Genomic DNA, 14,825 nt, shown 5'->3' on the forward strand with positions numbered 1-14,825 from the left:
GTTCTGCATCACTATGAAAATTCTCCCTTTGGTCAGGCCATGCGCCTCGCGCTCGGACTGAAAGGCCTGTCCTGGAAATCGGTGGAGCAACCGGATATCTGCCCCAAACCGGATCTGAGCGCGCTGACCGGAGGATATGAGCGGATTCCCGTGCTGCAGGTCGGCGCCGACATCTATTGCGACACGGCTCTGATCGTCGACGTCCTCGAAGAATTGAAACCGGAGCCAAGCCTGTACCCTGAACCGATGGGCTTTGCCGGTCGGATGATCGCGCTCTGGTCCGGAGGTCTCTGGTTCATGCCGGCAGTCGGCACCGCGCTGGGGACCGACCCGACAATCGTATCCGATGAATTCTGGGCCGATCGAGCCAAACGCTTTGGAATGGACCGGGAGAGATTTCTTCCTGCTGTTCCGCATCTGGTCGGCCAGTTTGAAGCAGGAGCAACCTTGCTTGCCGAGACATTGGCTGATGGCCGCGATTATGTCTGCGGTTCCAGCCCGGGCCATGCCGATCTGCTGCTCTATATGAATATCCGTTTCGTCGGCTTCGCGGGCAAGCAGCCCGACGATTTCGGTACGGAAGTCAAAGCATGGTACGACCGGATTGACGCGATTGGATATGGAGATTTTGAGGATTGGTCCGGTGAGCAGGCGATAGAACTGGCCGCCGATTCCGAGCCAACGGGCCTGTGCGATGTGGAAGCGGGTTCGGGCTTTCAGGCTGGAGACCTGGTCGCCGTCAAAACCGAAACACCTGACCCGGCAACCGTGAGCGGAAGGCTCGTCGGACTTTCCAGGCGTCGAATCAGTATCGAGAGAACAGATGATCTGACCGGCAAAGTCCATGTGCACTTTCCCCGGCTCGGCCAGATATTGTCTCCCGCATGATCGGCAAACGGCTGAACGACGATGTTCAGGAAATCCTGCGGAAAGTCTCTGCGGAAGTCATTTTGCCGCATTTTCGTAACCTGCGTTCGGAAGATATCGAGGAAAAATCACCGGGAGATCTGGTCACGATTGCTGATCGTCTCAGCGAAGAGATGCTGCACGGATTGCTGGCAGACCTGTTGCCCGCGGCTGCCATCGTGGGGGAAGAAGCCGCGGCAACAGACCCGGACATTCTCGAGCGCCTGTCCGGTGAGCTGGCATGGATCATCGATCCGATTGACGGGACAGGCAATTTCGCGGCGGGCCAACCACCCTTCGGGATATTGATCGCGCTGAGCGAGCGGAACGAAACCATAGCGGGCTGGCTATACGATCCCCTTGCCAATCGCGTATGTTTCGCCGGGAAAAACCAGGGTGCCTGGATAGACGGAAACAGGATCAGGGTCAGCCAGGACGAACCAAAGATGCCTATCGCTGCTCTGGCGACCGGCTTCATGGCAGCAGATCAGCGTGAAAAGCTGCTGGAACGCGCCGAAGGTCACTACCAGATCGTGGATATCCCCCGTTGCGCAGCCGAGCAATATCCCCGGCTTGTCCTGGGCACCAATCATGTCTCTGTTTTTGAAAGAACTCTGCCCTGGGATCATGCCGCGGGCATCCTGTTCCTCAACGAAGCCGGAGGAAAGGCTGCGCGATGGGACGGGTCTGCCTACCATCCTGCAGACCGCAGAACCGGGCTGCTCGGCGCTTCATCCCAAAAATTGTGGGATGAAGCCGCCGAGCTGCTCTGTGACCTGTTTTCTGATCAGGCGGGAAGCGCGCCTTCGAGCCAGGATTTCAACTGACTTTTGGGGGCCGCTCCGACCTTGGTTTCGACCGGTTCGCCATTGTTGAACAGGATCATCGTCGGAATTCCGCGAACACCATATTTTCCGGGGGCATCCGGGCTGTCGTCAATATTCAGTTTGGCGATGGTTACTTTCTCACCCATTTCGTCACTGATTTCCTCAAGCGCGGGACCGATCATCTTGCATGGTCCGCACCATTCTGCCCAGAAATCTACAAGAACCGGGCCGTCTGCATTCAGAACGTCCTGTTCAAAACTGTCATCACTTATTGCTTTTGTCGCCATGGGGAATCTCCTTCGCGGTTACAGGTTCAATCTAGGTGCACTGGCGGCATTGCTCAAGCTTTTGCCAGAATAGGATTTTCATGGCCGCACAAAGCCAGGCTTGTGATGGTCAAGCAACTCGGCAGGTAGTTCCAGCAAAAGGGGACCTTCCGAAAACAGCAACGCGGCCTGAACCTGGCGATCGGGGAATATTTTCTGCAACGCCGCCCGATAAGCGGCCATTTGCCGGAGGTAGGAGCTTGGCACATCTCCCGCATCCCTGGGCAGCTTTCGACCCGTCTTGAAATCGATGACAAGGATTCTGTTGTCCTCGATAACCAGGCGATCCACGGTGCCGGAAATGACATAATCGTCGACAACCGCGGCGACCGGCGCCTCGGCCAATGCATCGACATTAAAAAACCCGGCCCATTGCGGATGCCCCAGCACTTGCAAAACCTCTTCAGCAAGCTCCTGTCGCTCCGCTGGATCTGCAATTCCTTTCTGGTTTTCCAGCCAGCGGTCCGCAACATCTGCACGGCGTTCTGGTGCAATGTCCGGTAGTCGCTGAAAAAGACTGTGCAGCAGTTTCCCGCGTTCCATCGCTTTTCTGCCTGCGATACCGGCAGGCGGGTTGATAGCGTCATCAATCCCGGGATCTGATGGCGTGAGTGGCCTCGGTGGCCGTGATTCCTGGGGGGCGGGCTGATACAGCCAGCCCGGAAGATCCGACTTGTCGAGCGACGACCGATCATGGTCCGCCGGAACAACCTTGCGCGCACTGTTCAGAGCCTTCATCGCATATATCTGTGCCGTGCCCCAGAGTTTGACACTCTGCTCATCCCTTTCCAACGACTCCAGTCCGCGTCCGATCGCTGCATGCCAGCTGGAATCCGGGATTCTGCCTCGTGCCCGTGGCCCAAGGACACCACCGGCAAAAAGATGCTCTTCTGCCCGGGTCATCGCGACATAGAGAAGTCGCCAGTGCTCTTCCATCTCCCGGGCTGCGGCATAGTCCGCATGCTCGGCAAGAACCCCGACACGCTCGGCTTTCCGGGGAGGGACAAGGGGATAGTCAAGATTCGCACCGATCCCCTGCCCCAGCGGGATATCAAATCCGGTATGCTGTTTGTTCGCCGGGTCGAAAGTGGCATTGGCAAGGACAACCACCGGGGCCTGCAGACCTTTTGCACCATGAACCGTCATCAGGCGAACTTCATTTGCAACCTCACCTTGGTCCCGTTTTATTTCCACATCTCCGCGATCGAACCAGTCGAGAAATCCCTGAAGTGTCGGCACATGATTTTGCTCAAACTCGAGAGCCAGGTTCATCAACTCTTCCATTGGATCGAGAGCGGCATGCGACAATCTGGCCAGAAGTTTCATGCGACCCTGCATCGGACCGGACAATATGGTTTCGAGGAACTGGTAGGGCGTGTTGAAGTCCGCCATGTTCAGCAAGTCACGCAGCGCCTCAATCGCCTCGCCGTGTGAGTTCCCGGCTTTGAGGAAATCCCAGAGCGATTTGTCATTGTGCTTCGGTCCGCGATAACCATGTTTAAGCAGGTCATCATGCGACCAGCCAAGCAGCGGAGACACAAGCAGACTTGCCAGATTAAGGTCATCATGCGGTTGCAGGACAAAGCGAATGGAGGCCAGCAGATCCTGCACGACCAGCGGCTGGTTCAAGCGAATCCGGTCGATCCCCGCAACCGGAATGTTCTCGGCAAACAGCCGGGCGACGATCAACGCGCTCAGTTCGTCTCTTTTGCTGACCAGAATCATGATGTCCTGCGGCTTGGCAAACCGTTTTTTCTGACTGAGCCACAATCCATTGTCCGGGGACAGCCACCATTTGATCTGGTCCGCAAGTCGCTGTGCAAAAACCCGCTTTTCGTCTTCCAGCCATGTTTCGTCGTCTCCTTCACTGGCGTTAATGCCATGGATTACAGGCTTCCATAACGTGACGCTGCCCGGCTGCTGATCGAAGAAACTGCGATGTTGTCGAATGGCCTTGCCGAGACCGAGATCGCGATAGCCAATCTGTTCAAACGTCCGGTCCACCACTTCCAGCACAGGCGGTGTTGAGCGAAAGCTGCGATCAAGGGACAGTGATTTGAACGACCGGCCAGAAGCCTTGGCACGTTCAAAAAAATCATCCCGTGCCTGTGTGTAATTGTGAGGACTTGTTCCCTGGAAACCGAAGATGGCCTGCTTGAAATCTCCAACGGTGAAAAGCGTCCGCAAACGGTCGCCGCTGGCGCCCAATCCAGCAAAAAATTCGTCAGCTAGCGCATGAACGATATCCCATTGGGCCAGATTGGTATCCTGTGCTTCGTCCACCAGGATATGGTCGGTTCGCTGGTCCAGCTTGTAGCGGATCCATTCAGCCATATCGCCCTGCCTCAGCAACTTCGCGGTCATCCGGATCATGTCATCAAAATCGACCCCGCCTCGCAGCCGCTTGGCGTCCCGGTAGCGAAAATAGAACGCCCGTCCAGCTTCGAGCGCACCGGCCAACAGGTCCGCATATTGAAACAATGTCGCCTTGCCGCGCAGTTCACTGCTCCAGTCCACCAACTCGCCAGCCACCTTGTCATAATCAGGCAATGCCTCCAGCAAGCCTTTGGTTGGCTTGTAGACCGTGCCAGCAGATTTCGTGGCCAGCGCCTCGTGCAATTCTTGCAGGTTTTGCGCTCTAGCCTTGGGATCAGCAGCCAGCCAATCGCCGATGACGAGCTGTCGTTCTTGTTCCTTTTTGCCCCCGGATCCGGCCATTGCAGATTGCAATGCCTGCAGAACATGCCGATCAAATTTTTCATCCTGACATGCATCAGTCAGCCAGGTCACGGGATCCTCTTCGATGGGCAGGTTCAGAATCCCGCGCACAAACGGGACGACCCTGGCAGGCAAAAATTCCATCGCATCTGCCTTTTGAGCGCACCGCATCAGGAACTGCTCCGCAGCATCCTCTCCCATGCGAACGGATAAAGCCTGGACCGCCTGAATAATGTCAGTTCTTCCGGATGTCTCCTCTTCTTGCAACATGTCCGCCAGGGCTTCCCGGGCGAGAATTTTCTGGTCCCGTTCCTCTAGCGGCCGGAAAAGAGAAGCAATTCCGGCTTCTTCAGGGAAAGACGCCAGCAAGGACTGACAAAAGCTGTGGATCGTCATGATCCGCAATCCGCCACCTCTGGCATCGAGTACACGAGCAAAAAGTGTGCGTGCCCTTTCTTGAGTGGCCGGGTCATTGCTTGCGCCGATGGCGTGCAGGTCCTGACGCAGATCTTTTTGCGGCATCCGCACCCAGGCCGCGAGCTGGCTGCGGATGCGCTCTGCCATTTCTGCGGCTCCTGCTTTCGTAAAAGTCAGACAGAGCAAGTGCTCGGGATCAACATTCTCGCGCAGCAGCAAGCGGAATACCCGCGCTGTGAGCACCTGGGTTTTCCCGGTACCTGCCGAAGCACTGAGCCAGATATTGTCTTCGGGCTGCACCGCTCTTGTCTGCTCTTCTGCCAAAGAATGGAGCCGGCTCATTTCGGATCTTCCGCGCTGGTTTGACCATACCATTCCTCCAGCCGCATCAGCTGATCATAATCCGCATAGCCATATTCGGGATGAAGCTTTGCCGTCATCGGTTCGGACCCGCGGATGTAGCGATCCACGGTGTCATTAAACTGCGCGACCGAACGATCGACCATTTCATCCGCAGCGACAAAATTGTCACCCTGTCCCCTGGTTGGTGACTGGACATGACCAAACAGATCATTCTTCTTGGCAAGCGACCAATATTCGAAAGCTGAGACCTGGCCGGAAACCTCGCCAAAGGCTCCCTGCTCCGCCAATGCGCCCAGCAAGCCCAGCTGCAAGTTAAAACCTTCACGGACCGCACGATTGCTGGGTGGGCCACCGGTCTTGTAATCCACAATGGCCAGGCTTCCATCAGGCAGCCGGTCAATCCGGTCCGGGATGCCGGACAATTCCACACCTGCAATTTCGGACACGCCATATTGTTCTGACAGCACCGGTACTCGGCCAGATTTTGAATTCTCCGACACGGTAGCCGCAATCCATCGCAGACCTTCCATGAGCCTGGGAGCCCACAGGCTGCGCATCAGCGGATGCGAGTTCCGGTCGTTCAAAAAGCGCTCGGCCCGCTGAATGAGGCGATCCGGATCATAGCGATCCTGTTTGGCCCAATCCTCCAGAATCTGGTGGATCACCGTTCCCCGCCAGGCCGCTCCCGGTTCCGCGTCCACCTTTTCCAGCGCAGACAGATCCATGATCTTGCTCGCGTAAAATGCGAATGGGTCGGCTTTCAGGCGATCAGCTTGCGTAACAGCAAACGGAACGTTCCGTTGTTCCACTTGCGGGTTTGGCGCTGGACGGGCCAGCTTGATCCTTTTTGCAGGCCAGTCGATCATTTGTCCAAGACGGCGCGCATCGGAATGCGTGCGCAGGCTGGTGCCGCACATGGCCTGTAGTCTCAGAAGAAAGCGCGATGCCAGGGCCGGACCATTGTCATCCCGCAAGGCGCGCGTAAGGATAACATCCTTGCTGCCCATGATGCCAACCAGATCATGAGCCGATAATCCGATTTGACGTTCCTGTTCCGGCAGGCCCAGTGACTTGCGCACCATCGGCGCCAGCCATGGGTCCGGGCTGATTTTCTGGGGCCAACTGCCTTCGTTCAACCCGCAGCAAATAGCCAGATCTGCCTGCTGCAACCTGGCTTCCAGCAAACCGAAAATCGCTATCCTGGGATGTCCTCCATAAGGGGCGCGGACAGCGATTTCGGAAAGGAAGGTTTCGAAATATTCTCCAATTTCTGCCGCTTGAATACTTCCAGGGCCAAGTGTGTCACGAACTTGCAATTCCGACAGAAAATCCGCCAATGCCCGGCCACCAGGACCTTTCCACAGCTGGTCACCTGTCAGCAATCCGGCAACAGACCGAATTTCAGCCAATAGGTTTGCCCAGTCGAGGGGCGATTTCAGCATCACGCTCAGGTTTTCGAACATTGGCCGGATCTCAGACCACCAGCCTGATACTTCCTCGCGCAATACTCTTGTGCGCCGGTCATCCGATATCAGCAAATTGTCGATGCCTTTTAGCCCCGGAGCCGGTCGCGGTCCCCTCAGCAACAGATCCAGCTTGCGAACATTGTCCAGCCAGTCCAGTCGATTCTCTCCGGAGCGGACCAACGGATGTTTGAGCAGAGCCAGCAAGGCAGCAGGCGCGAAGCCTTCTGCAGCGACGGCCAGCAGATTGAGAAAAAGGATTCCCTCGGGGAGCTTTGACAATGGTTGACCAGCTGTATCATCCGCCTGAATGTCCCAGCGTTTCAGGTGACCGGCGATGCGCGCCGCGAGGGTCCTGTCCGGCGTGACGATCGCAACGCGTCGCTCTGGTTGTTCCAGCGCCTCGCGAGCGAGCAAGGCAACGATTTGCGCTTCTTCACCACTGGTCTTCGCCTCTGCGGTCTGAACGCCGGCCAGGCTGCGTTCGGACGCCGGCAAGTCTGACCAGCGGGACGTGAGTTCGGGAATCGCAAAAGCGTGACTGAGCGCCTTGCTCCTTCTGGCCACCGCACCGCTTTCCCCGGTCCGCGGCCAGCGCATCACCTCCACACGAGCGACGGACATCCGTTCAAGCAGGATTTTCAAATGAAACTGGGGGTGCGTCTCCTGCGCACGCCGGACCGAAAAACCCTCCTGACTGGAATCTCCGGAATCCAGTAACGCCCATTCTTCATCGGGCATGACCAGATCCAGATCCGGTAACACCACCATACCTCTCGGCAAAAATGCGATGGTGCGGAGAAAGCGCGCGATGACTGGCGCTGAGGTCGTGATACCCGCCGCAATGATCGTCCGTTCCGATGCCGCACTGGACCAGATATGGGACAGGCTATCGAACAACCGGTTCCGCCGGCTTGCCTGTTCGGAATAACCAAGCGTGTGCAATTGCTTCTGCCATTTCTCGGCAACGGTGCGGAAAAAGGACAGAGAGTTTTGCCAGTGGTCCGACAGATGCGGCTCCACCTCCAGATCGAGCAACTTCCGCACATCAATTTCTTCGACAGTCAGTTGATCAAGGGTCCGCGCAAATTCCCGGGCCAGCCGAAGGGCATCTTTCGCCAGCACCGGCTCACCTCTCGCCTTGCTCTGTTGTTCGATCAGTTGCGCCAGCATCAACAGGCGATCAAGCGGTTCTATTGCGGGAGCAATATCGAGCGCGAGTTCCCCGCTATCCAGCGCCACTCCAACCGATTCATCGAGATCGAGATCCCCGATCACTGCCATCTGCGGCAAGAGAAGCCCCTCATCGCTCAGACGAACAAAGGCATCCTGAACCGCTTTTCGCGCCCGGTTATTGGGAAGTATGAGGAGCAGTCTGGCGAGGCCGAACGCCTTGTCATCAAACCTGTCAATCAGCCCCTGCGCCAGTGCATCGGCAAATCCGCCATGAGCGGCTATGTTGTAAATATGCGGTTTGACGCGATCAGGCACTGGCCAGCGCAGCTTCGGTGGGCGCTATCGCCTCGGGAGTGCCCACTTCAAACCAGTCGCCCTCATGGACGATGCCAAACAGACGCTTTTCCTCTATCGCCCGGCTCCACAGGATGTTCGTCGAAAACGGACCGTCCGGCGCATCGCGAAGCAAGCGCTTCGACAGCAGCTGAATGCCCGTATAAATGAACGGGGCTTGCCGGTTTGGAAGGCGCCTTGTGACGCGTCCATGTTCATCCAGTCGGAAATCCCCGGCGCCCTTGTAATTATGCGCAGATGTCTGAGGCACAAGCAGCAACAGCGCATCCATCTCATCATCATCCCACCGTTCCGACAGACGCTGCAGGCTGTTGGTCGGGCCATCTGACCAGAGATTGTCACAGTTGATGCAAAAAAACCTGTCCTCCTCGACCAGAGGTTCCGCCTGAACCAGTCCACCGCCAGTTTCCATCAACTGGGCACGCTCATCGGAAATCCGGATTTCAAACGGGTAATTGACGCTTTTTAAATGAGCTTCCAGGGCATCAGGCAAATAGTGTGCATTCACCACCACCCTGGTGATCCCCGCCTCCCAGAGCTTGTCGAGACAGTGGTCAATCATCGCCTTGCCGGCAACTTTGACAAGCGGCTTCGGCCGCGTGGCGGTGAGCGGCCGCATGCGTTTGCCAAGGCCGGCGGCCATGATCATGGCTGTTTGCACATCCGTCATGAAATCGGGGCCTCAACCGGAACTGGCTGTTGCCGAATCTCAGCGGGAATATTTTCGTCAAACCAGGCTGCAACCGGGGCCAGATCCGGATGCCGCAGGTCTTTTTCCAGGAGTCCCCACATCCTCGGAAGGAAATCCAGGTAGCGCGCCTTCCCATCCCGTTTGCAGAGGCGCGTGAATATCCCGATGATCTTGGTGTTTCGCTGTGCACCCAATATCGCATAGTGGCTGCGGAACTGTTCCGGATCAGTCTCACCCGTGACTGACAGATAATGTGCAATCATGGCAGCTTCGAGCTCGTCTGAAACATCGCGCCGGGCATCCTGCAACATCGACACAAGATCATAGGCGCGATGGCCGGCCAGAGCATCCTGAAAATCCAGCAAGCCGAGACGACCATCTTTCAGCAGCATGATATTCTCTGCATGATAATCGCGCAGAACGGTGACGGGCGGTTCCTGAACATCCAGTATGGATTGGAGGACCTGATCCCAGGCCCTTTCGAAGCCTGGCAGGTCCACTTCCAGCCCTTGGGCAGGACAATACCATTCGGTCAACAGGTTGACCTCTCGCACATATTCGTCCCGGCTGTATGGCGGAATATCAGCTGCAGGCTGCTGCCGGAGTTCGGCCAGCAGGTCGACAACGTGCCGGTAAACCGCCTCTTCCTCTTCCGGATGGTGATCCACATGTTCGCGCATTCGCTGATCGCCAAAATCCTCCAGCAAAACCAGACCCTGGTCCAGATCTTGCGCCAGAATCTCAGGTGCAGCAAAGCCCTGGGAACGCAGATGGCATGCAATATCGATAAAGGGTCTGGGATCCTCATGTGGCGGAGGTGCGTCCATCAGAATGGCGTGACGGGCACCGGAATCAACCCGGAAATATCGCCGAAAGGAGGCGTCCCCGGCCACAGCCGTCAATTTGGGAGTGGTCCATCCATGTTGTTCGAGAAAGGGTACGGCCTGCGCCGGAGGTGTCATGTTGGTGGCCATCTGTCCTTCCAAGCCGGACCGGCCTGCCAAGTCAACAGGCGTGTGTCATCTGGTTTGATTTTCATCTCGATCTGCAGACCGTTAGTCCACGGAAAGTCCGGATGATGCTCCGGCCATTCGGCGATCATCGCACCGAATTGCAAAATCTCGTCGAGACCCAGCTCGACAATTTCCCGCGGATCCTCGATGCGATAGAAATCCACATGCGCAATCGGCAACCGGGTCTCGGGAGGCTCATATTGCTGAACAATGGCGAAGCTTGGGCTGGGCACTTCCGCATCAAATCCAAGCCCGTGCATTATCCCGCGCGCCAGCGTGGTTTTACCCGCACCAAGCGTGCCGCGAAGCGCAACTGTATCACCGATGCGCAGCCGCCGGCCGATTTCAGCACCAAATGTTTCGGTTGCCTGCACCGATTCGAGATTGCGACTAGCGGTCGTCATTGTCTCGGCAAGTAGATCGACACCAGTGTTCCCTGTCCTGGCTCGGAGGTCAGGGTGAGATCTCCGCCATGCGCCAGCACCAATTGCCTTGCCAGTGGCAATCCGAGACCGCCGCTGCTTTCTCCCGCTTTCTGGTTTCGGGATCGCGCAAAACTGTCAAACGCCTTGGACTGCTGTCCGGCCGTCATGCCAGGACCATTGTCGGAAATATGGATAACTGCCTGCTTCACATTGCCGCTGCCGTTAATCAGGATCCGCCCATCCTTCCCGGTATAGCGGATGGCATTGTCGATAACCTGAGAGATGGCCTGACCCAGACGCTTTTGATCCGCCATTGCCGAGCCGAGAGTTTCGTCAAGTTGCAGCTCAACATCGATGTTCAGCGTCTGAACCTCGTCGGCAAAATGGTCTGCCACTTTCTCAACCAGCCGGTTCAGGTTTACCTTTTCCTTTGCAATGGGCAGCGCCCCGGCTTCGCTCTGGCTGAGATCCAGGACATTGTCGATCTGGCTCCCCAGACGCTTGACCGACTGCAGGATCGCCCGGGCATATTCATGCCCCTGATCGGTCAATGGACCGGCGACATCATTGTCGAGCAGTTCTGCAAAGCCGCCGATCGAAGTCAGCGGTGTCCGGAATTCATAGCTCATGTTGGCGAGGAAGCTCGCCTTTATGGAGTCCGCTTCAACAAGGGCTTCGTTGCGTTCCCTTAGTGCTTCTTCGATCTTGTTGCTGTCGGAAATGTCGAGCATCGTGAACAAGGCATTCCCATCCGGCAGCGGTATTGCGGCATATTGGAATTTGCGCCCGTCTGCGAATGTGATCCGGCCCTCCTGCTGCACGCGTTCGGATGTTGCCGTTCGAACCATCTCGCGGACTTCGGAAATCCGGGCCGGTTGCTTCAACTGTCCGGCCATCTTCTGCATCAGGGAGTCTACTCTGGGATGCTTGCCAAGCTCCTCTTCGTCGAGCCGCCAGTTGCTGGCGAACTGGTGATTCCAGATGTTGAGTTTGCCATCGGCTGCAAAGACCGCAATGGACTCAAACAGATTGTCGAAAGTCGCTGTTCGAACCCGCAGAAGGATGTCCCGTGCGCTGGCCAGCTGAGCCTGCTCTGTCCGGTCTTCGAATATCACCAGCAGTCCGCGATCGGGAGTCGGATTGGCGAGCACCCGCAAATGGGTGCCGTCCGCCAGCAGCCAGTTTTCCTCGATCGAATCCTTCGACTGGAACCAGTGCGTTTTCTCTTCCCGCCATTCAGGAAAATCCCGAACCTCAGGTATACGGTTCATCTCGCGCATCCGGTCCAATACCCTCGGAAACTCGGGACGCTCCGCAATCCATTGCTGCCGCATCGAGAAGATGCGCTGGAACGGAAGGTTGCAGAATTTCAGAGACTTGTCGGCATCAAACTGGACCACTGCAGCGGAAATCTTGTCGAGCATGTCGCGCTGTGATTCGCTGAAGCGGCGCTGCTCTTTGCGTGCATCTTCCAGCTCCTGAATATCGATCGCATATCCGGCTATTCCGGATTTTCCCAGGGGCACATCCACAACCTGCGTCATGCGTCGCTGCCCCCCGATTGTTGTGGCGACGACGCGCTCATAGGGTGCGCCTTTTTCCAGAGCACGTGCTGCAGCATCCTTGGGGCTCAGACCGTCAATAGTTTCGACCAGCTCAATCGCCTGCTCGACAACCTCAGCCCCGCTCTCGGCATCTACTGCCCGCACATAAGCCTGGTTGACCAGAGTGAGCTGGAAATCGGCATCGCGGTGCCACATCGGCATCGGTGCGGCTTCGATCAGGGCCGACAGGGCATCAAATGCATTCCGGGCGCTAGCTTTCTCCTCCTGCAGGCTTCTGATCTCCGCCTGGCTTTCGGTCGCATCGAAAACCCAGAGCAAAGCACTGCCATTGGGCGCAATCTTGGGATCGGCAAGTCCACCCTTGATGAGCAAGGACTTGTCAGAGCCCGAAACCTGAACGGCTCGCGTAAACTCCCGACCCGATTTCTGGGCCAGATTCACATCCTTTGACAGTCCCTCCAGATCGTCGCGGCTCATGCCGGCGTCATGGGCATGCAGTTCGGAAATATGTGCCGGCAGATGATCAAATCCCAGCCAGTGCATCAAGCGCTGGGACGCCTCGAGCTTCCCGTCTGATCGTACCAATAGAGGCAGCGCCGGTGATGTCTCAAGCAGTCGCCCCAACCGGCCGGTTTGCCGCAACGTCGCCTGGGCCTTGCTTTTCATCGACAAACCAGTCCAGACGGCCCATGCAGCCGCGGCCAGCCAAGCGGCCAGAACGAGCCCCAGAATGACAGCGGTAAGGTCAGGAACGTTGGACATGAACCCATGCGATTAGACGGTTCGCGAGCCTGCGAAAAGCCCCTATTCATTATGGTTTCAATTTCCGTGTGAATATGGGCTATAGCAACGACAAAATTTCCGGAGTCACCGCATGCCGATAGATGAAAGCCGCACATTCAAACCGATCAATATAGCGCTGCTGACCGTGTCCGATACGCGTACGCTCAAGGAAGACAGCTCCGGGGATATTCTGGCAGAACGGATTGCAGCCAAAGGCCATGTTCTGCACAAGCGCACGCTTATCCGGGACGAAAAAGCCGCGATTGTCGAACAACTCAATCAGTGGATAGCCGATGACAGTGTCGACGCCATTATCACAACCGGCGGAACTGGACTGACTGGACGCGACATAACCCCCGAAGCTCTGGATGAAGTGAAAGAGAAAGATATTCCGGGTTTCGGAGAAATGTTCCGCTGGCTCAGCATCAAGAGTATTGGCACCTCTACCGTTCAGTCGCGGGCCTGCGCGGTTGTGGCACAAGGCACCTATATTTTTGCTCTGCCAGGCTCCAACGGGGCCGTAAAGGACGGCTGGGACGGCATATTGGACACGCAACTCGACAGCCGTCACCGGCCTTGCAATTTCGTCGAACTCATGCCGCGATTGCTTGAAAAATAGGCAAATTTTTCCAGAATAAATTCCATTTGTTCCTTTTTTGTTCTCATGCTAAAATGACGGCATGCCTTCTCAGTCAAAGCATTCGTGCGCCCCTCCGCTAAAGGGCCGTGGAGCCGTCAGCAACCTGGACAGCCAACGATTCAATCTGCCCTCACGGGAGGCCGATGGCGACTGGCTGGACGATCTGGCGAAGGATGAGCTGCCACTCCCCGGACTTCGCACTGAAGTGACAATCGAACACCCCAGATCCATCCTGAGTTTCAATACGTCGCCCGACCTTCCTTTCGACAGGTCGATCAATGCCTACCGGGGATGCGAACATGGATGTGTTTATTGCTATGCGCGGCCAACCCATGCCTATCACGACCTGTCGCCCGGTCTGGATTTCGAAACCCGGCTCTTTGCCAAACCCGATGCGGCCAGTTTGCTCCGGCAAACTCTCGCCCGGCCTTCCTACAATCCAGCACCGATCGCGCTGGGCACCAATACTGATCCTTATCAGCCAATCGAAAAGGACTACCGGATCACGCGCGATATTCTGGAGGTCATGCACGAGACGGGTCACCCGGTTGCAATCACCACCAAGTCCAATCGTATTGTCGACGATCTGGCCATCTTGCGAAAACTGGCCAAACGGGATCTGGTGGGGGTGGCCATTTCCGTCACTTCTCTTGACCGGCATGTCCATCGCCTGCTCGAACCACGAGCACCGTCTGCGATCAAGCGGCTTGATGCTGTTCGCCAACTGAGTGACGCCGGCATCTATGTGCATGTCAATATCGCACCGGTTGTTCCGGCGATCACGGATCACGAGATCGAGACAATCACCGAAGCCGCAGCAGCCAAAGGCGCGTCCAGTCTGTCCATCATCCCCTTGCGCCTGCCGCATGAAGTCGCTCCGCTGTTTGAAGAATGGCTGGAGTCCCATTTTCCCGACCGGAAAGACAAGGTGATGAACATCATCGCATCGATGCGCGGTGGTAAACGCAACGATCCCCGCTTTCACGCACGAATGCGAGGGTCAGGTCCCTGGGCGCGGCTGTTGCATCAACGCACGAAAATTGCGGTGCGCAAACATGGACTGGGAACGACCAAATTTGCGCTGCGTACCGACCTGTTCAAGCCGCCGATATTGCCTGGCAGCCAGATGGAACTGTTTTGATCACCCTGAAAAAGGGC

General features: G+C 56.8%; 11 protein-coding genes. 4 read left to right on the forward strand and 7 right to left on the reverse strand.

Annotation, left to right across the window (positions count from 1 at the left end; translation table 11 throughout):
- Positions 1–3: 3 nt before the first annotated feature.
- Together BUQ90_RS12960 and BUQ90_RS12965 are read left to right on the forward strand one after the other, a co-directional pair.
- Entirely contained in the window at positions 4–888 is an 885-nt protein-coding gene (locus tag BUQ90_RS12960; RefSeq protein ID WP_275425821.1) for a glutathione S-transferase family protein, read from the forward strand.
- Positions 885–1,733 carry an inositol monophosphatase family protein gene (locus BUQ90_RS12965; RefSeq protein ID WP_074205589.1) on the forward strand — a complete coding sequence of 283 codons (849 nt, stop codon included), beginning with the start codon at positions 885–887 and terminating at the stop codon, positions 1,731–1,733. Before BUQ90_RS12960 ends, BUQ90_RS12965 begins: the two co-directional genes overlap by 4 nt.
- On the opposite strand, the gene trxA is transcribed toward BUQ90_RS12965, so the two are convergent.
- From trxA to BUQ90_RS13000, 7 genes are all read right to left on the reverse strand, one after another.
- Positions 1,694–2,020, reverse strand: coding sequence for a thioredoxin TrxA (gene trxA / locus BUQ90_RS12970; RefSeq protein WP_074205590.1), 327 nt, complete (start codon positions 2,018–2,020; stop codon positions 1,694–1,696). The two genes, BUQ90_RS12965 and trxA, sit on opposite strands and share 40 nt — an antisense overlap.
- 78 nt (positions 2,021–2,098) lie before the next feature.
- The gene (gene addA / locus BUQ90_RS12975; protein WP_143182864.1) at positions 2,099–5,536 is read right to left on the reverse strand and encodes a double-strand break repair helicase AddA; all 3,438 of its coding nucleotides are present in this window, start codon (positions 5,534–5,536) and stop codon (positions 2,099–2,101) included.
- On the reverse strand, positions 5,533–8,511 hold the full coding sequence (addB, locus tag BUQ90_RS12980; RefSeq protein WP_074205592.1) for a double-strand break repair protein AddB: 2,979 nt from the start codon (positions 8,509–8,511) through the stop codon (positions 5,533–5,535). Before addB ends, addA begins: the two co-directional genes overlap by 4 nt.
- Positions 8,504–9,220: a nucleotidyltransferase family protein gene (locus BUQ90_RS12985; RefSeq protein WP_074205593.1), complete on the reverse strand. Its 717-nt coding sequence runs from the start codon at positions 9,218–9,220 to the stop codon at positions 8,504–8,506. Before BUQ90_RS12985 ends, addB begins: the two co-directional genes overlap by 8 nt.
- A complete protein-coding gene (locus tag BUQ90_RS12990) occupies positions 9,217–10,203 on the reverse strand; it encodes an aminoglycoside phosphotransferase family protein (protein ID WP_074206418.1) in 987 nt (328 codons plus the stop codon). Before BUQ90_RS12990 ends, BUQ90_RS12985 begins: the two co-directional genes overlap by 4 nt.
- The gene (tsaE, locus tag BUQ90_RS12995) at positions 10,200–10,658 is read right to left on the reverse strand and encodes a tRNA (adenosine(37)-N6)-threonylcarbamoyltransferase complex ATPase subunit type 1 TsaE (RefSeq protein ID WP_074205594.1); all 459 of its coding nucleotides are present in this window, start codon (positions 10,656–10,658) and stop codon (positions 10,200–10,202) included. Before tsaE ends, BUQ90_RS12990 begins: the two co-directional genes overlap by 4 nt.
- A complete protein-coding gene (locus BUQ90_RS13000; RefSeq protein ID WP_074205595.1) occupies positions 10,655–13,006 on the reverse strand; it encodes a sensor histidine kinase in 2,352 nt (783 codons plus the stop codon). The genes tsaE and BUQ90_RS13000 overlap by 4 nt, the downstream gene beginning before the upstream one ends.
- A gap of 112 nt (positions 13,007–13,118) precedes the next feature.
- Here BUQ90_RS13000 and moaB point away from each other — a divergent pair, with 112 nt between their 5' ends.
- Both moaB and BUQ90_RS13010 read left to right on the forward strand, forming a co-directional pair.
- Positions 13,119–13,646 carry a molybdenum cofactor biosynthesis protein B gene (gene moaB / locus BUQ90_RS13005; RefSeq protein ID WP_074205596.1) on the forward strand — a complete coding sequence of 176 codons (528 nt, stop codon included), beginning with the start codon at positions 13,119–13,121 and terminating at the stop codon, positions 13,644–13,646.
- A gap of 61 nt (positions 13,647–13,707) precedes the next feature.
- Entirely contained in the window at positions 13,708–14,808 is a 1,101-nt protein-coding gene (locus BUQ90_RS13010; protein ID WP_074205597.1) for a PA0069 family radical SAM protein, read from the forward strand.
- The last annotated feature ends 17 nt before the right edge of the window (positions 14,809–14,825 follow it).

It is taken from the genome of Parasphingorhabdus marina DSM 22363 (assembly GCF_900128895.1).
Taxonomy (GTDB): Bacteria; Pseudomonadota; Alphaproteobacteria; order Sphingomonadales; family Sphingomonadaceae; genus Parasphingorhabdus; species Parasphingorhabdus marina.